Raw genomic sequence first — 20,360 nt, forward strand, 5'->3', positions numbered from 1 at the left:
AGGGGCTGCGGATCACAAAGGAAATTCTAGATGGCGTTCAGAACCCGGCGCCGGTGCCCTGCAGCACGCCATGCTCCAGCGCATAGCGGGTGAGGCCGGCGGTGGAGGAAATGCCCAGTTTGCGCTTGATGTTCTTGCGGTGTGTCTCGACAGTTCGAACTGAGATATCAAGCGTTTGCGCGACTTCTTTGTTGGACTTTCCCTGTGCCAGCTCCAAAAGAATGGTCTGCTCGCGCCCTGTCAGCGCCTCGCGGATGTCGCCGTCCTTCGGCTTCAGGGATCCGGCCGCGCCGGTGCATAGATAGGTCTTGCCCTGCATCACTGCGTCGATCGCCTGCTTGATCTCGTCGGTCGGCACATCCTTCAGCACATAGCCCATGGCGCCGTGGCTGAGCGCGGTGGAAATATATTCGGCGCTGTCATGCATCGACAGGATCAGGATGCGGGTGCCGGGGTGCTGTTCCAGGATGATCTCGGTGGCGCTCAGGCCGCCGAGCTTGGGCATGTTGAGGTCCATCAGCACCACGTCAGGCGCCAGCCTGCCCATCTGCTCCACGGCGTCACGCCCGTCGGTCAGGGAGCCGACAACTTCGATATCGTCATAGCTTTCCAGGATCGACTGGATGCCTTCGGCCACCATCGGATGGTCATCCACGATCAGAACTTTCACCGGATCAGCCATCATCCCCCCAACGGCAGTTGTTGATGTTTCCCAAGGCCGCTGCAGCCGCCCCCAAGTTACGGCAGTTGCGCAGGTGCGCCTTCCTCGCCAGGCGGCAGCAGGTGGCTCAGGGGCAGGCTGGCCTCGATCACGGTACCGCTCTGGGTGCCCCGTGATGACAGAATGCGCAAGGTGCCGTCAAGCTGCTCGATCCGTTCCTGCATGTTGCGCAGGCCGATCCCAGGCCCGGTACGGGCATCTCGCGGTGGCAGGCCGCGGCCGTTGTCGGAGATCCGCATGGTGGCGCCGCGGGTGTGGCCGCGCAGGTCGATGCTCACCTTGGTGGCTTCTGCATGGCGCTCGATATTGGTCAGCGCCTCCTGGGCGATGCGGTAGAGCGCAATCTTGGAATCCTGGTCCAGCCGGTTGCGGAACACCACGGTGGAAAACTCGGTCTCAATCCCCGTGCGGGCAGCGAAATCGTCTGTTAGCGCCTTCAGCGCGGGTCCCAGGCCAAGGTCGTCCAGCACCCCCGGGCGCAGGTCACGGCTGATCCGGCGCACCTCGGTAATCGCCGTCAGCAGGTTGTCGGTGCCCTTTTCCAGCGGTGCCTGGGCCGCCTCACTGTCGCCGCGTGACAAGCGCCGGCTTGTGTTGTCCAGCGCATAGCGCACCCCGACCAACAGCTGGCTGATGCCGTCGTGCAACTCCCGCGCAACCCGTCCGCGCTCTTCCTCCTGGGCGTCGAAAACCCGCTGGGTCAGCTCCTTCAGCTTGGCATCCGCCAGCCGCCGCTCGCGGATGTTCAGGAACATGCCTGAAGCAAAGACCAAAGCCAGCGAAATCAGCGTGATCGCACCGATATACAAGAACGTGCGCCGCACCCGCGCCTCCACCTCTGCCCGCGACGCGGCCACAGTGGCCAGCACATCGTCGATGAAGACGCCGGTGCCGATGGCCCATTGCCAGTCCTGCAGGCCCAGCACATAGGCGATCATCTGCGCCTCCTCACCGGTGGAGGGCTTTTCCCAGGTGAAACTGTGCCAGCCCGCCCCGTCACGTGCGAGGCGGATGAACTCGTCCACCACCGGCACGCCGGCGCTGTCCCGCAGCCCGGCCCAATTGCGGTTGATGTATTCGGTCTGCCGCGGGCTCACCAGGTTGGTGCCGTCATAGTCGTAGACGAAGAAAAAACCGTCCTTGCCATAGATCATCGCGCTCAGGATCTGGGTGACCTGCTCCTTGGCCGCCGCATCATCCGGCGCCGCCAGGCCGTAGATATGGGCAAAGCCGTTGCGGGCCTGGGTCACGTAGTTGCGCAGTTCCGCCTTCTTGGCCTCCAGCAGCTGCATTTCCAGCGCCTGAATTTCGCGTTCGGCCAGGGCACGGGACTGATAACCCACCACCAGCGCAATCGCAGTGCCTGCCACGATCAGGGGCAGGGTCATCAGCAGCGATAGTTTCTGCGCATAGTCGGGGCGCAGCAAAGAACGGAACAGGCGCATGAGCACTCCGCTGGAATGGGTCAGAATCGTGTACCGAATCATTGCGCAGCCGCCCAGAGGAATCAAAGGGGCAGGTGTGGTTTGCACTTTATGGATGAGCGGCAAGTTTTCACATCGCGCATGAAATGCATGCGATTTGCTGCAATTACCGGCAAAAACGTTCCGTTCTACGCAGTACTAGGTATTCACATAAAATTCACCGCCGCTAGGCTGACCGCACTCGAACCGATCCGCCTTGGGGGGACCTGGGGCAATCCGAATTGATAATGGGAGGAATAATTAATGGATCGCCGTTCTTTCTTGAAAACATCCGCGCTGGGCGGGTCCGCAGCAGCAGCCAGCACCCTGGCGGCACCGGCCTATGCCCAGGGCAACCGCACCCTGACCATGGTTACCACCTGGGGCCGCGGTCTGGCAGGCGTGCATGACTCGGCGCAGTACGTTGCCGACACCATCACCGCCATGTCCGACGGCAGCCTGACCATCGACGTCAAGGCCGCAGGCGAGCTGGTTGGCGCGTTCGAAGTGTTCGACGCCGTGACCGCGGGCCAGGCCGACATGTACCACGCCGCTGATTATTACTTCGTCAGCCAGCATCCGGGCTATGCCTATTTCACCGCCGTGCCGTTCGGCATGACCCCGCAGGAACTGGTGAACTGGTACTACCACGGCGACGGCCACGCGCTGCATGACGAGCTGGGCCAGATCTTCGGCCTCAAGTCCTTCATCGGCGGCAACACCGGCCCGCAGGCCGGCGGCTGGTTCAACAAGGAAATCAAAGGCCCCGAAGACTTCAATGGCCTCAAGTTCCGGATGCCGGGCCTGGGCGGCAAGGCGCTGGGCAAACTGGGCGCCTCCGTGCAGAACATCCCGGGCTCCGAAGTGTATCAGGCGCTGTCCTCCGGCGCGATCGACGGCACCGAGTGGATCGGCCCCTGGGCGGATGAGAAGGCTGGTTTCCAGGAAATCACCAAGACCTACTACACCGCCGGCTTCCACGAGCCGGGCGCGGCGCTGTCGGTTGCCACCAACCGCGAAGTGTTCGAAGGCCTGTCGCCTGCGCATCAGAAGATCATCGAGATGGCATCGGCTGCCGGCCACCAGTGGAGCCTGGCGCAATTCATGAACAACAACGGTGCAGCGCTGCAGCGCCTGCAGTCCGGCGGCGTGAAGACCCTGGAATTCCCCGACAGCGTCTGGGATGCCTTCGGCTCCGCGACCAAGGAAACCCTGGACGAGTTCATGGGCGACGAGCTGTTTGCAAAAATCCGCAACAGCGTTGAAGCTTCGATGAAAGCCTCCTCCGGCTGGATTACCAAATCCGAAGGCGCCTACCGCGTTCAGCGCGACCGCGTCCTGGGCTGATCCGCCTGACCGGCATCAACCGGATCCTCCGCCTGCGGCGGGGGATCCTTTTCCAGTTGCGTGACGCGGGACTTTGGCCGGCCAAACGGCCGCGCGCCTGACCCGCCGCAGCAAAGACCCCCGGGGGAAACATGCAGGAAGAGAGTGGCCTCACCTTCTTCGGCGCCATAGCGGGCGGATTGCTCTGGCTGGTCCAGAATATCGCCGGCGCCTTTTACAATTTCGGCTATGCCATCACCCATCCGCAGCTCTGGCTCGACTGGTCCGACAAGGCCTCGATCATGCGCTTCGTCTACTATGGCGGTTCGGTCGAGTTTTTCTTTGTCGTCTTCACCGCCTTCCTTGTGCTGACCGCCATCGGAATTTACTTCCGCGGCTTCATGTGGGGCATGGTCCGCGGGCTGGAGGGGCTGGCCAACACCGTCGGCCGCTTCTTTGCCTGGGCGGGCCTCCTGATGGTGCTTCAACAGATCATCATCGTCTTCATGCAGCGGGTGTTTGCGCGGCCCGACATCAGCTTTGGCTTTGGCATTCCGTTCAGCCAGGACATCAGCTGGTTTGCCGAAGAGTTGAAGTTCTACAATGCCTTGGTGGTCTGCCTTTGTGTGACCTACACCTTCGTGCAGGGCGGTCATGTGCGGGTGGACCTGATCTATTCCGGCATCAGCTTCCGCGCCAAGAAGGTCGTCGACATGCTCGGCTCGCTTTTGTTCATGATGCCCGCCGCAGTGCTGACCTGGATGTACGGCTGGTTCTTCCTGTGGCGCCATCTGATCGTGCCGAAACCCTCGGCCTCGGACACGCTTGACCGGCTGGTGATGAAATCCCGCGCGCTGCGCTGGAACGTGGAGACCATCGGCTTCAGCCCTAACGGGTTCAACGCCTACTTCCTGTTCAAGATCCTGCTGGTGCTGTTTGCAGGCCTGGTGTTCCTGCACGCCATCGCCTTCTTCTACCGCTCCTTCCTGGAGTTCGTCGAAGGGCAGGGCAGCGAAAACAAATACCTCGACAAGGACAGCCTTGGAGAGGGTGAAGAAGCCTACGAAGGCACGCACTAAAGGGACGTCGGAAACATGCTATTTGGACTTGATGGCGTCGAGATCGGCCTGCTCATCGTATTCTTCTGCCTCTTCGGGGGCATTCTCTCCGGCTTCCCGGTGGCTTTTGCCATCGGCGGTGCCGGGATCATCTCCTTCGGGATCATCGCTGCGCTGGACAGCGCGGGCATCCTGATCCACCAGGCCATCGACACCTCGTCGCAGGCCTACCGGGATCTGGTGGGATCGGGCATCAGGCCCGATAAGATATCCGTTTTCCGCTACCCGGATTTGCCCAGGCTGGCCGAACCGGTGTTCACCCAGGGCTGGGAAGTGGCGCTGGACCGCAACGTCTCCTTCATCGTCAACCGGATGAATGAGCGGGTTTTGGCGGGCGCGTCGATTGAAACCCTGCTGGCGGTGCTGATGTTCGTGCTGATGGGCATCACCCTGGAACGCTCCAAGATCGCCAACGACCTGCTGACCACCATGGCGCGCGTCTTCGGGCCGCTGCCCGGCGGTCTGGCAGTGTCGATTGTGGTTGTGGGTGCATTCCTTGCGGCCTCCACCGGCATCGTCGGCGCTACTGTGGTGACCATGGGCCTATTGGCCCTGCCCACCATGCTGCGCAACAATTACTCGCCAGAACTGGCGACCGGCGTAATTGCTGCTTCTGGCACCCTCGGCCAGATCATTCCGCCGTCCATCGTGATCGTTCTTTTGGGTACGCTGGCGGGCGACCTCTACTCCACCGCGCAGGAAACCCGCGCAATGGAGGCAGGCTGCTCCGATGCGCTCACCTACCTGGGCGAACCGGCGGTCGTCTCGGTCGGCACCTTGTTCCAGGCGGCACTGCTGCCGGGCATCCTGCTGGCGATCCTCTATGCCACCTACGCCTTCGGCTATGCGCTGCTGAACCCGCATAAGGCGCCTGCGGTGAACATTGAGGGCGGCACCGGTGAGGTGATCACCCGCAATGAAGGGCTGATCTGGTTCCTGGGCGTGCCTGCGGCTTTGATCGGCGGCGCGATCCTGCTGAACAGCTTCAACGTGATCGGCAGCCAGAACATTGTCGTGTCCACCTTCTCGGATGCTGGTGAAACAGCTTCGCTGCGCACCTCTGTCGGCGCGGAATGCAAGGCCTCGATGATTGAGCTGCACGGGCAGGAAGCATGGGATGCAGCTGTCGAAGAGCAGAAGGCCATCAACGAGGCTGGCGGCGTGGCCCTGGCCAAGCGGCTGAGCGAAGAGGAAATCACCGCCGCCCGCGACGCCAAGATCGCGTCCGCCGCGCCGATCGGCACCGGCATCACCGTGATCATGGTTCTGCTGGGCCTGGTGCTGGCCTTTGGCCGGGGTGTGGCGCCGTCGCGCGATGCCAAGCCGCTGATCCTGGGTTCCATCGGCATCCTGCTGATTGCACTGGTGGATCTGGTGGCGATTGCACCGACGACCTCTGCCGGGGTGACGGTGCTGTGGATCGCGCTGCCGCTGTTGCTGGCGCTCTACGGCTGCCGCGAGGCCGCGGCCCGCTGCGCCAAAAACGATCTGATCCGGGTGGTATTCCCGCCGCTGGTGCTGATTGTTGCGGTGCTTGGGTCGATCCTGGGCGGCATCACCAACCCGACGCCGGCTGCGGCGCTGGGGGCAGGCGGCGCCATCATGCTGGCGGCCTACCGCAAGCTGCAGGATGAAGGCAAATCGGGCAAGATCATCATCTGGTCGACCTTTGCCGTCATGCTGTGCATCCTGATCGGCATGAACTTCGACCTGCGGGTGAACCAGGGCGGCGTCTCAGTCGAGAGCTGGATCGCCTTCTTTGCAGCCTATGCGATGTATCTCTATGCGCTGTTCGGGCTGCTTTACGGCTGCTGGGTTCTGTTCCGCTCCGGCGTGCTGACCCCTGTGGTGCGGGAAACCGCCAAGGTGACCTCCATGGTCTTCACCATCCTGATCGGCTCTCAGCTCTTGAACCTGGTGGTGATCTCCTTTGGCGGTGAACACTACATCCAGCAGTTCCTGAAGAGCTTCGACAACGAGATGACGGTCTTCCTGATCGTGATGCTGGTCTTGTTCTTCCTGGGCTTCGTGCTGGACTTCCTGGAGATCATCTACATCGTGATCCCGATCGTCGGTCCGGTGATCTACGGCGGCTCGTTCGACCCCAAGTGGGTGACCATTATGGTGGCGGTGAACCTGCAGACGTCGTTTCTGACACCACCCTTCGGTTTTGCGCTGTTCTACCTGCGCGGGGTGGCGCCGAAAGAGGTTACAACGGCCCATATCTACCGCGGGATCGTGCCGTTTGTGCTGATCCAGGTGGTGGGCATCGGAATCCTGTGGATGTTCCCGTCGATCGTGACCATCGTACCGGCGCTGATCCCGAACTGATCCGGGCATCAAAGACAAGAAACGGAAAAGGGGCCCCGAGCGGGCCCCTTTTGCATGTTCGGAACGGGCAGGGGCGCTGCCCCTCTGCGCGCGCGGCGCGCATTCACCCCGGAGTATTTGCGGAAAGATGAAAAAGGAGGCGGCGCGGCCCTCAGGTGAACTGCAGCAGGTCCCAGCGGTTGCCGAAAGGATCGCGCCACACGGCGACGGTGCCATAGGGCTCATGCCGCGGCTCTTCCTCGAAGATCACCCCCTTGGCCAGCATCGCGGCATGGTCGCGGGCAAAATCATCCGTCGCCAGGAACAGCCCGACGCGGCCGCCGAACTGGTTGCCGATCACGGCCTCCTGCTCAGCCCCTTCAGCGCGGGCCAAAATCAGGCTTCCCTGTTCGGCCCCAGGCGGCAGGATGCGGACCCAGCGCTTGCGGCCCTGGTCAATATCCTCTGCCAGCTGCCAGCCCAGCTGGGTGCAGTAAAAGGCGATGGCGGCGTCGTAATCCGCCACCACCAGCGAAACGGCATGGAGGAATTGCATCAGCGTTTCTTGTGAATCGGCTGTTCAGGCAGCTGGATATTTGCAACCTGCTCGGCAATCGGATCGGTCGACAGCGGGTGGCTGGCCGTCTCGAACTGCGTCGGGTCACTCATCTTTTTCCATTCGCTCTGGTGATAGATCTCCAGACCGGAGAACTTGGCCTTGTAGCCCATCTTCTGGCTGCCGGGCACCCAGTAGCCCAAGTACACATAGGGCAGCCCCGCCTCCTGCGCGATCTTGATGTGATCCAGGATCATGAAGGTGCCGAGCGAGTCCTGAGGCCGGTCCGGGGCGTAGAAGGAATAGACCATGCTCAGCCCGTCCTCCAGCACATCGGTCAGCGACACCGCGGTCAGTTCGCTGCTGCCGGGTGCCGCATATTCCACCACCCGGCTGCGCACCGGGGTTTCCTCGATCATTGCGGCGTACTCAAAGACGTCCATATCAGCCATGCCGCCATCGGCGTGGCGGCTGTCAAGATAGCTGCGGAACAGGGCAAACTGATCCTCGGTCGCCCAGGGTGAGGTGGCGCGCCGTTCAAGATGCGCATTGCGCTTCAGGGTGCGCTTCTGGCTGCGGCTGGGGCGGAAGGCTGCAACGTCGATCCGGGCCGACAGGCAGGCCGAGCATTCCGAACAGGACGGCCGGTACAGCACATTCTGCGAGCGGCGGAACCCTTGCTGGCTGAGGCTGTTGTTCAGTTGATCCACTCCGTCGCCCTGCAGCGCGGTGAACAGCTTGCGCTCCATCCGGCCCTCCAGATAGGGGCAGGGCTGCGGCGCAGTCACATAGAACTGCGGGGCAATCGGAAGAGTATGGCGCATCGGAACCCGTCAGCAGTTTCGCGGAACAGGCGGAACAGATCGCCTGCGGTCCCAAGGATGATAGCAACGCGGTTCCGGTGCGCCAAGCGGTCTTGTGGAAAATGGTTTAACGCTGTCTTGCCGGTTTCATTCAAACCCGACGGTTCAGCATCACGGTGCCGAGGAAATGGTCGGTCAGGCCTTGGCCGCGCGTGGAGGTCAGCATCAGGATCACCGAGATCACCTGCAGCACCGGCAGCGCCAGCGACAGAGTGTAGCCCGCGGTGTGCAGCGCAGCCATGCCGCTGTCCATGCGGCGGCCTTCGCCGTCGCGCAGCTCGATACCCGCAAAACGCATGCCCCAGGTGGCGGACCCGTTGGCGATGGTCACGGTGCGGTAGGCAAAACCAACGGCCAGATACAGAAGCGGCCAGATGAAAAGCCCGGTGAAGGCGGTCAGCACCACGGCACCGGCGCTGAGTGCAAAAATCAGGATGCTGTCGACGATCCAGGCGATCAGCCGCTTGGCGGGAACAGACGCATAGAATTCTGCCTGGTAGTCAGGATCGGGCAGGGCGGTCATACATGGGTCCTTTGCTGAATGGTCACTAGGAAGCCCCGCCCAGACGGGTGGGCGGGGCAGCCGGAGGGGGCTTGGATCAGTGGCGCTTGGGCTCGCCCCGGTCTTCATCCTCGTCCTCCAGGTCCTCGCTGGCGGCGGTGCGGGCGCGTTCGTCCATGAATTCGTCGAACTCTGCCTTGTCCTTGGCTTCGCGCAAGCGCTGCAGGAAGGCCTCAAAATCATGCTGTTCCTGTTCCAGGCGGCGCAGCGTGTCGGCCTTGTAGGCGTCAAAGGCGCTGTTGCCGGAGGGTTTCATCGCCGAGTAACCGTGACGTGCCCAGGACTTTCGGTGGCGGCAGGAGGATTTGCTGAACATGCGTTTGCTCCAGATCATGTAGAAGAGAAGGGCCAGGCCAACGGGCCAGAAAAACACGAAACCCAGGACCATGGCGGCGATCCAGGCGCCTTTGCCCTTGCTGTCCAGCCAGGCTTCGCTGCGGGAAAACCAGCCCTGTACCGGGGCGGCAGGGGCGGTCGGGGTGAAACTCGTCATCGGGGTCCTCCAGGTTTCGGTGAATGTAAATCCCTTTCACATGATTGCATATCGGAAGCCGCCCGCGGGCTTTCAAGTCCCCATGTAAATCTTTTTCACATTTTTTCGGAGGCAGAAGGCAGAGACCTGCAATTGCTACAGTGAAGAGGAGCGCGACCCGGCCGCGCGCGCAAACATTGTTGGGGAAGATGCGCGGTTACACTCCGGTTGCGATACCAGGTCAAGGGAAACTGCGCCTAAGAAACTGCTGCTGGCGGAACCTGTCCAAAAACCGTCAGACCAATCCGGGCATCCCCAGGGAACAAAACACTCTTTACTTCGAAACGGCTCCGCAACGGGAGCATAACCGTAACGTTAACATTACTTTAAAATTCGATTTTAACCTATTCGGGTATTCCTGACCCAAGGTAAACCTATGCGGCAGCGCGGCAATTCACCCATTGACGGCATCCTGCCTGCGGAACAGTGTCGTTTCCATGACGACTGAGCTGACGATTTCCCGCATCCCCCGCCCTTACGATCCGGAGCTTGGCGCCGAGGCGCGCGCGCTGGTACCCGCGCTTTCAGGCGATTTGGCAGACCTGGTCGCCGGGGCCTGCGGGTCCAGCCCGTACCTGAAGGAGCTGACGGACCGGGAGGCAGGCTGGCTGCCTCAGGCGCTGCACGATCCGGAAGCCGCAGTACAGCAGGTTTTTGCGGATTGCCGCGCGCTGGAAGCTGCGCAGCTGAAACCGGGGCTGCGCCAGGCCAAGCGGCGGCTGGCGCTGCTGACTGCGCTTTGCGACCTCTCGGGCGGCTGGAGCCTCGAGCAGGTAACCGGGGCGCTCACCGATTTCGGGGCGCTGTGTGCAGACGTTGCGATCAAGGCGGAGATTGCCAATCTGATCCGCCGCAAGAAGCTGCCCGGCCTCACGCAGGACGACGTGGAAACCGCCGGCGGCATGAGTATCCTGGCCATGGGCAAGATGGGCGCGCATGAGCTGAACTACAGCTCCGACATCGACCTCATCTGCCTGTTCGACGAAACCCGCTTCGACCCGGATGATTTCTACGAGGCGCGCCAGGGCATGGTGCGCGCGACTAAGAACATGTGCGCCGCGCTCAGCGACCGCACGGGTGATGGCTATGTGTTCCGCACCGACCTGCGGCTGCGCCCGGACCCGGCGGTGACCCCCGTGTGCCTGGCGATGGAGGCGGCGGAACGCTATTACGAAAGCCTGGGCCGCACCTGGGAGCGCGCCGCCTATATCAAGGCGCGCCCCTGCGCAGGCGACATCGCCGCGGGGGAACGCTTCCTGAACACTCTGCGCCCCTTCGTCTGGCGGCGGCATCTGGATTTTGCCGCGATCCAGGACGCCCATGACATCCGCCTGCGCATCCGCGAGAACAAGGGCACCGGCGGCGCCCTGAACGTTCCGGGCCACGACATGAAGCTGGGCCGCGGCGGCATCCGCGAGATCGAGTTCTTTACCCAGACACGCCAGCTGATCGCTGGCGGGCGTGACGAAGACCTGCGCCTGCGCGGCACCGTCGAAGGTCTGGCGGCGCTGGCGGGTAAGGGCTGGGTGCCGCAGGACGCCGCTGAGACCCTCAGCGCCCATTACCGTGCCCACCGCGAGGTCGAGCACCGGATCCAGATGGTGCATGACGCCCAGACCCACAAGATGCCCAAGTCGGAGGACGGCATCGCCCGCATCGCCTGCCTGATGGACCTGGACCCGGCACAATTGCAGGCGGAGATCAGGACCCGCCTGGAGGAGGTGCATGAGCTGACTGAGGGGTTCTTCTCTCCCGGCGCGGCGCCGCGGCCTGTGGCCCTGCCAGAGGACACTGCCGAACTGGACGGCGCCGTCATCGCCCGCTGGCCCACCTATCCGGCGCTGCGCTCCTCGCGCGGCGCGCGTATTTTCGAAAGCCTGAAGCCGGAACTTCTGGCCCGGGTGGCCAAGACCGCCAAACCGGCGGAAACCCTGCTGGCACTGGACGGCTTCCTGGCCGGACTGCCCGCGGGGGTGCAACTGTTCTCGCTGTTTGGCGCCAATCCGCAGCTGATCGATCTGCTGATCGATATCGCCGGTACCTCAAGCGATCTGGCCGCTTTCCTGTCCCGCAACTCCGGCGTTTTTGACGCGGTGATCGGCGGCTCCTTCTTTGATCCCTGGCCGGGAGCGACGACGCTGCGGGCGGAGCTGAGGACGCGGCTGCAGCAGGAAGACGACTATGAGGCGCGGCTCGACGCCACCCGGCGCTGGTGCAAGGAGTGGCATTTCCGCATTGGCGTGCATCATCTGCGCGGATTGATCGACGGCCATCAGGCCGGCGCCCAGTATGCAGAACTGGCAGAGGTGGTGATTGCAGGCATTGCGCCGGAAGTGCTTGCGCATTTCTCGAAAAAGCACGGTCCCCAGCCGGGCCGCGGTGCTGCCGTTCTGGCGATGGGCTCGATGGGGGCAGGGCAGATCAATTCGCAGTCCGACCTCGACCTGATCGTGATCTACGATCCCCAGGGCGTGGAAATGTCCGACGGCAAGCGCCCGCTGGCAACGCGCCCCTATTTCGCGCGCCTCACGCAGGCCTTTGTCACCGCGCTGTCTGCACCGATGGCGCAGGGCCGCCTTTACGAGGTCGACATGCGCTTGCGCCCGTCCGGAACCCAAGGCCCTGTCGCTGTCAGTTTTGCGGGTTTCACCCAGTACCAGCAGAACGAGGCCTGGGTATGGGAGCATCTGGCCCTGACCCGGGCCCGCACCATTGCTGGCGATAGCACGCTGACCGCCGAAATCGAAGCTTTCCGCACAGACTTCCTGTCAGAGCCGCGCGACAGCGGCAAGGTTCTTCGCGAGGTGGCGCAGATGCGCGAACGGCTCGCTGCCGCCAAGACACCCGCAGGCGTCTGGGATGCCAAGAACGGGCCGGGGCGGATGATGGATATCGAATTGCTGTCACAGGCCGGCACGCTCACATCCGCCTCCGCCGCCCGCGATGTGGCCTCAGGTCTTCAGGGTGCTGTCGCTGCCGGATGGCTGAATGACGCGGATGCAGAATACCTGACGGATGGTTACCGTCTATTCTGGTCAGTGCAATGCGCAGCGCGGCTGCTCTCCGGCAAGGCCATTGATGCCGAAACCATGGGGGAGGGCGGGGCGCAGTTCCTCTGCCGCACCACCGGATTTGACCATCTGGAGGCGCTGGAACAGGAACTGCAAGACCGCTACAGCCGCTGCGCTGCGCTGATTGGCAAAACCTTGGAAAGGGAAGCGGCGGATGAAGAAGGGCAGCACTGAACAGGACCCGCGCGGTCTGATCTACGAGGCCTACCGGATCGAGGGCATCAGCGATTCCCAATGCCGCAGCATCTTCTTTGACTGGGCGCTGGGCATGGACGCTGCCCGCGACAGCCGCACGGATATTCAGGCGCTGCTGGATCTCTATGGCAATGCGCATCCGCAGCATCCGATGACCGCGGTGCTGCGCGACGGGCTGCAAGGCGCGGAAAAACCGCGCCGCCGCGGCGGCTGGCGCTCGCGCGAGAGGTAAGGGGCAGGGCGGCAGACCGCTGTCAGCGGGTCAGTGTCTCAACAGACAGAATCGTGGGCAGGTGCCGGGCGATTTCCGACCAGCTTTCGCCCTCGTCAAAACTGGCAAAGACTGAGCCCGAGTTGGTTCCGAAATAGACGCCCGCCGCTGCATCGGTCGCCATCGCCTGGCGCAGCACGGTAAAGAAACACGCGCCCTGCGGCAGCCCGTCACGTTTGGCCTTCCAGGCCTCGCCGCCATCGGTGGACTTCCAAACCGCCGCCGAGGCATCCGGCGGAAACCGCCCGGCGGCATCACCGTTCAGCGGCAGCACCCAGATGGTATCCGGATCCTGCGGATGCACCGCAATGGGAAAACCGAAGGTGGAGGGCAGACCGGCGGTGATATCGCTCCAGGTGCGGCCGCCATCGGTGCTGCGGTAGGTGCCGTGATGGTTCTGCTGATAGAGCAGATCGCCCGGGCCGCGCTGCAAATTGTGCACGCAATGGCCGGTCTCGCCGTTGCGCGGTGCTGCCGGGTGATGATGTTCCGTGCAGAGCGTGTCGTTGGACAGGCGGTTGCGCCGCTCCCAGCTGTTGCCGCCATCCTCTGTGGCAAAGACCCCGGCGGCTGAGATGCCAAGCCACAGCTTGGCCGCATGGCCCGGATCGCTCAGCAACGTGTGCAGAACCAGCCCCGCCGCACCGGGGCTCCAGCTCTCGCGCGACGGATGGCCGTCGAGCGCCGCATTCCTTTCCCACGTTTTGCCGCCATCCCTGCTGGATAGAAGCGTGGCCGGATTGGTGCCTGCGTATAAAACCCCATGCGCGTGGTGCAGCGACCACACGGCCTTGAGATCCTCAAAAGGCACCTCCACTGGCTCCCAATTGAAAAACGCCGCTGTTTCCGGGTCCGAGGCCGCCCACTCATCAATCTGGCCATTGGACAGTTTGCTCAGCTCCCAGGCCTCGCCATCTGCAGAGCGCCAGACCCCTGCGCCGGGCCAGTCGCCGCCGCCGCCCGCCCACACCATGCCGCTGTCCGGATCACCGATCACATGATTGATGCACCAGCCGTCGCAGTGCGGGCCGGAGACGCTCCAGCCCTTGCCGTCCGGTGTCAGAACAAAGGCGCCTTTTGTCGTGCCGATTAGAAGTCTTGCAGATAGAGTCATGGTAGCCTCCGGCCCTCAAGCATACCACAGCTTCGGGCCGCACCGAACCGGCAGCAGCGGCTGGGCGCACATCGGGTTTCTGCCTTGCTGATGCCGACAGTAAACGGAGCGTCAACATTCGTTAATTTTTCGCTAAATTGGACGTAAATTGTCCCAATTCTGCCCGGATTGACCGGCACCTTGCCATTGACCCCGCCCTCCGGACCCTCACCCGGCGGCGGCTTTATACGGCAAGGAGCTGACCCATGAAGATCATTCGCAGTCTTGCACTTGGTGCCCTCGGGCTGGCGGTTTCTGCCTGTGCACAGGTGGATCTGCCATCCCGGAACCTCCCGTTTGAGCCTATGCCCGACGCCGCTATCAGCGTGCCTGACGGGTATGAGACACTGCCGCAGGCGGACCCGGTTCCGGCTCTGCGCGTCAGCCGTGTTACCGTGTCGGTGCCGCGCAGTCTCAAGGTCTCGGAATCCAACAGCTATCTGCCCAAGGGCGACATCGTATGGCGCGAGGATCCTCATGGCGACCGCTACACACAAGTGCAGGCGATCGTGCAGGCCGCGATGGAACGCGGCACCGCCACCCTGAACGGCCCGATCAAGGCGCACCTCAGTGTCGAGGTGCAACGCTTCCACGCGCTGACGCAGAAGGCGCGCTACACCACTGGCGGCATTCACGCCATCACCTTCAAGATGCGGCTGACGGACCCGGCCACCGGCGCCCTGCTGCGGCCTGAAAAGGTGATCGAGGCTGACCTCAAGGCATTTGGCGGCGCCCGCGCACTGGAAGCCATGGCGCGCGGCCAAACCCAGAAGGTCCGCATCACCGGCCATTTGTCCAACGTGATCCGCCAGGAGCTGATCAAACCCGGCAGCTACAAGAACCCCCGCTTGGGCCTGCTGCAGGCCCTGCAGTAACGCCGGCGCGACGAGCGAAAGTTCTGAGGAGAGGGGCCACGCGGCCCCTTTTCCTGTTCGGGGCTAAGGGATAAGAGAGCCCTATGACAGCCTCCTCCGATGCGCTCCAGCGCCCCCGCGTTAAAATGAAGCCCAAGTCCAACGCCCGCGCCATCCGGCACGGGTTTCCCTGGGTTTATGCCAATGAACTGGTGACCGACCGCCGCACCCGCAAGCTGGCTCCCGGCACCCTGGCGGTGCTGGAGGATGAGGCGCAGCGCCCGCTGGGGCTGGTCTCGGTCAATCCTGAAAGCAAGATCATCGCCCGGATGCTCGACCGCGACCCGGAGGCGGAAATTGACCAGGCGTGGTTCGCCGCTCGCCTCACCCGTGCGCTGGAGATGCGCCAACGGCTCTATGATGCGCCCTTCTACCGGCTGGTGCATGCCGAATCCGATGGCCTGCCAGGCGTGGTGATCGACCGCTTCGGCGCGGCTTGCGTGGTGCAGCCCAACGCCGCCTGGGCAGAAGCGCATCTGGATATGCTCACCGCTGCCCTCGCAGAAGTGACCGGCGCCGAAGTGATCCTGAAAAACGCCTCCGGCCGCACCCGCGGGCTGGAAGGTCTGGATGACGTGAACCAGACCCTGCTGGGCGAGGCTCCCGCAGCGCCGGTGCCTGTGCAGATGAATGGCGCCACCTATATGGCGGATCTCACCGGCGGCCAGAAAACCGGGCTGTTCTTCGACCAGCGCGAAAACCACGCCTTTGCCGCCCGCCTCACTGCGCCCGGCGCCAAGGTGCTGGATGTGTTTTCCCACGTCGGCGGCTTTGGCCTGGCGATGCTGGCAGGCGGGGCAGGGCAGGCCACCTGCGTTGACGGCTCCGCCGCGGCGCTGGAACTGGCCGCCCAGGGCGCGGACGCCGCCGGGTTCAAGGACAAGTTCAGCGCCCGCCAAGGCGATGCCTTCGACGTGCTGGCGGCGCTGGGGCAGGAGGGCGAAACCTTCGACGTCGTCATCTGCGACCCGCCCGCTTTTGCACCCTCGAAACAGGCGCTGGAGGCCGGCCTGCGCGCCTATGAACGTGTCGCTAAACTGGCAGCACCCTTGGTGAAACCCGGCGGCTACCTGGGCCTCTGTTCCTGCTCGCATGCCGCCGACCTCACCCGCTTTCGCAACGCCTCGGCCCGCGGCATCGGCAAGGGCGGCCGCCGGGCGGCGCTCATCCATACCGGATATGCAGGCCCCGACCACCCGCAATTGCCGCAGCTGGCCGAAAGCGGCTACCTGAAGGCCGTCTTCTTCCGGCTGGACTGACGCGGGTGAAGCTGCTCCTCGACACTTGCGTCCTGTATCCCACGGTGATGCGGGAGATGCTGCTGGGCGCGGCCAAGCTAGGCCATTTCACCCCGCTCTGGTCTGCCCGCATCCTGGGGGAGTGGGAGCGCGCGGCGCTTAAACTCGGCCCCGCAGGCGCGGCCCAGGCCAAAGCAGAGATTGCTCTGATCCGCGCGGGCTGGCCCAAGGCGGAGGTCGCTCCGGCACCAGGGGTTGAGGCGCGTCTCTGGCTGCCCGACAGCGCAGACACCCATGTGCTGGCCGCTGCCATAGCAGGCCACGCCGACGCCATCGTCACGGTCAATAACAAGGACTTCCCGCGCCACACATTGGCAGAGGAAGGCCTGGACCGCCTCGGCCCGGACGAGCTGCTCTATGGCTTCTGGCTGCAGGACAGCTCAGGCATGGAGGCGCTGGGGGCAGAGGTTCTGGCCGAGGCCAACCGGCTGTCCGGCGGCAGCTGGGAGATCCGCCCGCTGCTGAAAAAAGCCCGCCTGCCGCGGCTGGCCAAGGCGCTGGCGCGGTAACAGAACCACAGCCTGCAAATTTGCACGGCATTCTTCCAGCTTTCCGCTTGGCCGCTGCTGCGGTTCCCGTTTATCAAACGGAAAAGCCTGTTATTTAAAACATTTTTCAGGGACCAGAAATGCCAGCCAAACCTTGCCGCACCGCACTGCCCCCCCGTTCTCCGTCCCGTGCCCTCTCCGGACTGGCCATGGCGGCGGTGCTTGGGCTGTCCGCCTGCGCCAAGACGCCGGTGCCTTCTGTCCCTGCTCAGCCGGGTAAGTCCATCTCCGAAGCGCATGAGGCCGTCCGCCAGTGCGCTCCCGTTGCCCCCAAGGGCGGTAAGAATGCGGTTACCGGCAGTTATGTGGCCGGCGTGCTGTTGGGCGGGCTGATTATCGGCCCGGTGATCGTCGCCTCGAACGAGGATCACATCCGCGCCAACGGCGCCCGGCGCGCGGTGGACAAATGCCTGGAGGCACAAGGCTATACCCGCCGGGAAATGACGCCGGAGGAAGCGGCCTTCCTGAACGCGCTCTATGGATATCAGCGGCAGATTTTCCTGGATCACCTGGTGGCAGGCGGCACGCTCGAAGGGTTCAAGCAGGAATACGACGTTCAGTAACGCCGTTTCATCTTTTCTGAAATACTCCGGGGAGTTTGAGGGGCCGGCCCCTCAAATCCGCTGCGGCCTCAGCCCTTGGCCCATTTGTCTTCCAGCCGCTCCAGCGCCGCGATGCGCTCTTCGGTTTTGGGGTGGCTCATCAGCCAGGCAGGCGCCATGCCGGCGCGTTGCTGGGTCAGTTCCTCAAGCTTCGCAAACAGGCTTTTCTGGGGTTCCAGGCCAATGCCCGCCTTGGTCAGCAGCGCCGCGGCGTATTCATCGGCCTCATACTCATCCCCGCGCGACAGCCGCGCCGCCAGCAGTCCGGTCAGCACCCCGGCAATCCACGGCCCGATAAAGGGGATATAGCGGCCCAGGATCATCATCAGCGCAGTGCGCAGCGCATTCTGGCCGGAGAAGTCGATCATCCGCTTCTTCGCGTGCCCCAGCGCCACATGGCCCAGCTCATGGGCAATGACGGAGGCCATCTCCTCGGCGCTGACATCACCGTTCTGGTACTTGCGGTAAAACCCGCGGGTGATGAAGATCCGCCCGTCCGGCGCTGCCAGCCCGTTCACCGGGTCGACCTCGTAGATATGCACCGGGATGCGGGCCACGTTCAGAGCCGCCGCCAGCCGGTCGGTCAGCTGCTTCAGCTTGGGGTCAGCCAGCTCGGTTGAGCGCTGGTCCAGCTCCCGGTGGGTGCGCCAGATCGAAATCCGGTACATCACAAGGCCATAGGCAACGGCCAGCAGTATGGGCAAGAGGCGCAGCATGCCTCAGATATGGGCCGGAACGGGCGGCAGCGCAAGGCGTGCCGCCCGCCCGAAGCTTCAGGACGCCAGCCAGTAGTACAGCGGCAGCCCAACCGTGATGTTGAACGGGAAGGTCACCCCCAGCGACAGCGTCAGGTAAATGCCCGATTCCGCCTTGGGCAGGGCGATCTTCATCGCCGCAGGCACCGCGATGTATGAGGCCGAGGCCGCCAGCACCATCAAGAGGAACAGGCTGCCGCTTCCCAGTCCGACCACCCAGCCCGCGCCATAGGCCAGCAGCGCGCCAATGACCGGCATCGCCGCACCAAAGACAAACAGCCCCGGCGACAGCATCTCCCGGTTCTTGATCAGGCTGCGGCCCGCCGACAGGCCCATGTCCAGCAGGAACAGGCACAGGATGCCGGTAAAAGGGGTGACGATGAAGGGGGCAATCAGCTCCATCCCCTTGCCGCCGGTGATCGCACCGATCGCAAAGGCACCCAAAAGCAGCACAACCGAGCCATTGGCCAGCAGCTCGCGCCAGAACCCCTCCGGCCGCTCGCCGTTGCTGCCGGTGCTATGTGCCAGCCACAGCGCCGACAGGATCGCAGGCACCTCCATCGCCGCGGCCACCGCCACCATGTAGCCGTCATAGACCACCCCGGTCAGCTCCAAGAGGCTGGTTGCGGTGACAAAGGTCACGATGGAGATCGAGCCGTAATGCCCGGCCACCGCCGCCGCGTTCAGCGGGTCGAGCCGGGTCAAGACCTTAAGCAGCGCAAAGGCAAGGAACGGCAGAAGGAACGACAGCGCCACCCCCGCCAGGATGGTGGCAAACAGATCCGGGCTCAGCCCGTGCTCGGCCAGGCTGGCGCCGCCCTTGAAGCCGATCGCCAGCAGCAGGTAAAGCGACATGAACTTGGCTGCGCCTTCGGGGATCGAAAGGTCGCTGCGGGCAAAGGCTGCAATCAGGCCAAGGGCAAAGAACAGGATCGTGGGCACCAGCAAACTGCTGGCCAGCGTTTCGAGGGCGGTGGGCATCTGTCTCTCCATTCCGTTTTTTGCCCTCATGAATTGCACTGCAGCATAGTTCCAATATATTGTTTCTAAGTTTCACATAGGATCAGGCTATATTATGCGCCCAACCCTGCGTCAGCTCGAGTACATTGTCGCCGTGGCCCGGCTCGGCCAGTTCGGCCTGGCCGCGGAGGCGCTGAACGTCAGCCAGCCCAGCCTTTCGGCGCAGATTTCCGCGGTGGAGGAGGATCTGGGCACCCGGCTGTTCAAACGCGGCCGCGCCGGCGCCCAGCCCACCGCAATGGGGGCAGAGGTGATCCGCCGGTCGCAGCGGATACTGGGAGAGGTCGACGACCTGCGCGCAGCCGTCACCGGCGGCGTACCGTTCGGCGGGCGGCTGCGGCTGGGGGTCTTGCCCTCGATCGGACCCTATCTGCTGCCCAAAGCGGTCAGCGCCATCCACCGCACCCAGCCCAGCCTGCGCGTCATCGTGCGCGAGGAAAACACCCGCGACCTGGAGCAGGGGCTGAAGGCGGGACGCTTCGACATGATCATTTCCACGCCAGAGGATCACCCCAACACCCACCAGGTCAGGCTGTTCAACGAACGCCTGTGGATCGCTGCCGCACTGGACGATCCGCTGGCGGAGCAGGCCGGTCCTGTGGATGGCAAGTCCTTGAGGGGACGCAATTTTCTGACCCTGGACAGCGGCCACCGGCTGTCGCGTATCGTTTATGCGCTGGCCTCCGGCTTCGGCGGGGTGGTGGCTGACGACTATGAGGGCACCAGCCTCGATTCAATCCGCCTGATGGCGGCCTCCGGCGCCGGCGTCGCGGTGCTGCCGGAGCTTTACACCCTGCGCCAGCCGAAAGGCCACAGCGAGGTGATCTTCCGCCCGCTTGCTGCCGAGGGCGCCAGCCGCGACATCGCGCTGTTGCAGCGGGCAGGGGAGGAAAGCCAGACCGGCACCGGGTTCGTCAGCGCCGCGCTTCTGGATGTGGCGCGCAGTTTCGGCCTCAGTACTGGCGCAGCGGAGCCTGACGCCAGCCCTGACATCCAGTGATAGCAGCCATGCAAAAACCGCACTCGCTGCACCGCCCCGCATCCAGTATGGGGTGCCTTCCCAAAGACACCAGATAACAACG

Annotated in this window: 19 protein-coding genes; 10 read left to right on the top strand and 9 right to left on the bottom strand. The window is 63.7% G+C overall.

Annotation, left to right across the window (positions count from 1 at the left end):
- Positions 1–37 precede the first annotated feature (37 nt).
- A complete protein-coding gene (locus GC1_RS00220; RefSeq protein ID WP_029204866.1) occupies positions 38–682 on the bottom strand; it encodes a response regulator transcription factor in 645 nt (214 codons plus the stop codon).
- A 56-nt stretch (positions 683–738) separates the two neighbouring features.
- Entirely contained in the window at positions 739–2,166 is a 1,428-nt protein-coding gene (locus GC1_RS00225; protein WP_029204865.1) for a cache domain-containing protein, read from the bottom strand.
- A 282-nt stretch (positions 2,167–2,448) separates the two neighbouring features.
- Here GC1_RS00225 and GC1_RS00230 point away from each other — a divergent pair, with 282 nt between their 5' ends.
- The 3 genes from GC1_RS00230 (at position 2,449) to GC1_RS00240 (ending at position 6,959) form a co-directional block, all read left to right on the top strand.
- On the top strand, positions 2,449–3,531 hold the full coding sequence (locus GC1_RS00230; RefSeq protein ID WP_019296770.1) for a TRAP transporter substrate-binding protein: 1,083 nt from the start codon (positions 2,449–2,451) through the stop codon (positions 3,529–3,531).
- 131 nt (positions 3,532–3,662) lie between these two features.
- Positions 3,663–4,589, top strand: a complete 927-nt coding sequence (locus GC1_RS00235) for a TRAP transporter small permease subunit (RefSeq protein WP_019296769.1) — start codon at positions 3,663–3,665, stop codon at positions 4,587–4,589.
- Between the two features lie 15 nt (positions 4,590–4,604).
- The gene (locus GC1_RS00240; RefSeq protein WP_019296768.1) at positions 4,605–6,959 is read left to right on the top strand and encodes a TRAP transporter large permease; all 2,355 of its coding nucleotides are present in this window, start codon (positions 4,605–4,607) and stop codon (positions 6,957–6,959) included.
- Positions 6,960–7,110: 151 nt separating this feature from the next.
- Here GC1_RS00240 and GC1_RS00245 read toward each other — a convergent pair whose 3' ends face one another.
- From GC1_RS00245 to GC1_RS00260, 4 genes are all read right to left on the bottom strand, one after another.
- Entirely contained in the window at positions 7,111–7,494 is a 384-nt protein-coding gene (locus GC1_RS00245; RefSeq protein ID WP_019296767.1) for a VOC family protein, read from the bottom strand.
- Positions 7,494–8,318, bottom strand: coding sequence for an arginyltransferase (locus tag GC1_RS00250; protein ID WP_019296766.1), 825 nt, complete (start codon positions 8,316–8,318; stop codon positions 7,494–7,496). The genes GC1_RS00245 and GC1_RS00250 overlap by 1 nt, the downstream gene beginning before the upstream one ends.
- A 130-nt stretch (positions 8,319–8,448) precedes the next feature.
- Positions 8,449–8,880, bottom strand: a complete 432-nt coding sequence (locus GC1_RS00255) for an RDD family protein (RefSeq protein ID WP_019296765.1) — start codon at positions 8,878–8,880, stop codon at positions 8,449–8,451.
- A gap of 76 nt (positions 8,881–8,956) precedes the next feature.
- Positions 8,957–9,412 carry a DUF2852 domain-containing protein gene (locus GC1_RS00260; protein WP_019296764.1) on the bottom strand — a complete coding sequence of 152 codons (456 nt, stop codon included), beginning with the start codon at positions 9,410–9,412 and terminating at the stop codon, positions 8,957–8,959.
- Between the two features lie 476 nt (positions 9,413–9,888).
- On the opposite strand from GC1_RS00260, the gene GC1_RS00265 reads away from it, so the two are divergent.
- Both GC1_RS00265 and GC1_RS00270 read left to right on the top strand, forming a co-directional pair.
- Entirely contained in the window at positions 9,889–12,696 is a 2,808-nt protein-coding gene (locus GC1_RS00265) for a glutamine-synthetase adenylyltransferase (protein ID WP_019296763.1), read from the top strand.
- On the top strand, positions 12,677–12,949 hold the full coding sequence (locus tag GC1_RS00270) for a hypothetical protein (protein ID WP_019296762.1): 273 nt from the start codon (positions 12,677–12,679) through the stop codon (positions 12,947–12,949). The genes GC1_RS00265 and GC1_RS00270 overlap by 20 nt, the downstream gene beginning before the upstream one ends.
- 22 nt (positions 12,950–12,971) lie before the next feature.
- Here the strand turns inward: GC1_RS00270 and GC1_RS00275 are convergent, their stop codons facing one another.
- Complete coding sequence (locus GC1_RS00275) at positions 12,972–14,102, bottom strand: hypothetical protein (RefSeq protein ID WP_019296761.1); 1,131 nt, start codon at positions 14,100–14,102, stop codon at positions 12,972–12,974.
- A gap of 245 nt (positions 14,103–14,347) precedes the next feature.
- Here GC1_RS00275 and GC1_RS00280 point away from each other — a divergent pair, with 245 nt between their 5' ends.
- The 4 genes from GC1_RS00280 (at position 14,348) to GC1_RS00295 (ending at position 17,464) form a co-directional block, all read left to right on the top strand.
- Positions 14,348–15,016, top strand: a complete 669-nt coding sequence (locus GC1_RS00280; protein WP_029204864.1) for a DUF6778 family protein — start codon at positions 14,348–14,350, stop codon at positions 15,014–15,016.
- Positions 15,017–15,099: 83 nt separating this feature from the next.
- Positions 15,100–16,314: an RSP_2647 family RNA methyltransferase gene (locus GC1_RS00285; RefSeq protein WP_019296759.1), complete on the top strand. Its 1,215-nt coding sequence runs from the start codon at positions 15,100–15,102 to the stop codon at positions 16,312–16,314.
- Positions 16,315–16,319: 5 nt separating this feature from the next.
- Complete coding sequence (locus tag GC1_RS00290; RefSeq protein ID WP_019296758.1) at positions 16,320–16,862, top strand: RSP_2648 family PIN domain-containing protein; 543 nt, start codon at positions 16,320–16,322, stop codon at positions 16,860–16,862.
- Positions 16,863–17,050: 188 nt separating this feature from the next.
- Complete coding sequence (locus tag GC1_RS00295; protein ID WP_019296757.1) at positions 17,051–17,464, top strand: hypothetical protein; 414 nt, start codon at positions 17,051–17,053, stop codon at positions 17,462–17,464.
- A gap of 68 nt (positions 17,465–17,532) precedes the next feature.
- Here GC1_RS00295 and GC1_RS00300 read toward each other — a convergent pair whose 3' ends face one another.
- Positions 17,533–18,219, bottom strand: coding sequence for a M48 family metallopeptidase (locus tag GC1_RS00300; RefSeq protein ID WP_019296756.1), 687 nt, complete (start codon positions 18,217–18,219; stop codon positions 17,533–17,535).
- Positions 18,220–18,276: 57 nt separating this feature from the next.
- Entirely contained in the window at positions 18,277–19,239 is a 963-nt protein-coding gene (locus GC1_RS00305) for a sodium-dependent bicarbonate transport family permease (RefSeq protein ID WP_019296755.1), read from the bottom strand.
- A 94-nt stretch (positions 19,240–19,333) separates the two neighbouring features.
- On the opposite strand from GC1_RS00305, the gene GC1_RS00310 reads away from it, so the two are divergent.
- On the top strand, positions 19,334–20,278 hold the full coding sequence (locus tag GC1_RS00310; protein WP_019296754.1) for a hydrogen peroxide-inducible genes activator: 945 nt from the start codon (positions 19,334–19,336) through the stop codon (positions 20,276–20,278).
- Positions 20,279–20,360: the final 82 nt, after the last annotated feature.

Source organism: Leisingera sp. ANG1 (assembly GCF_000203975.2).
Lineage (GTDB): Bacteria > Pseudomonadota > Alphaproteobacteria > Rhodobacterales > Rhodobacteraceae > Leisingera.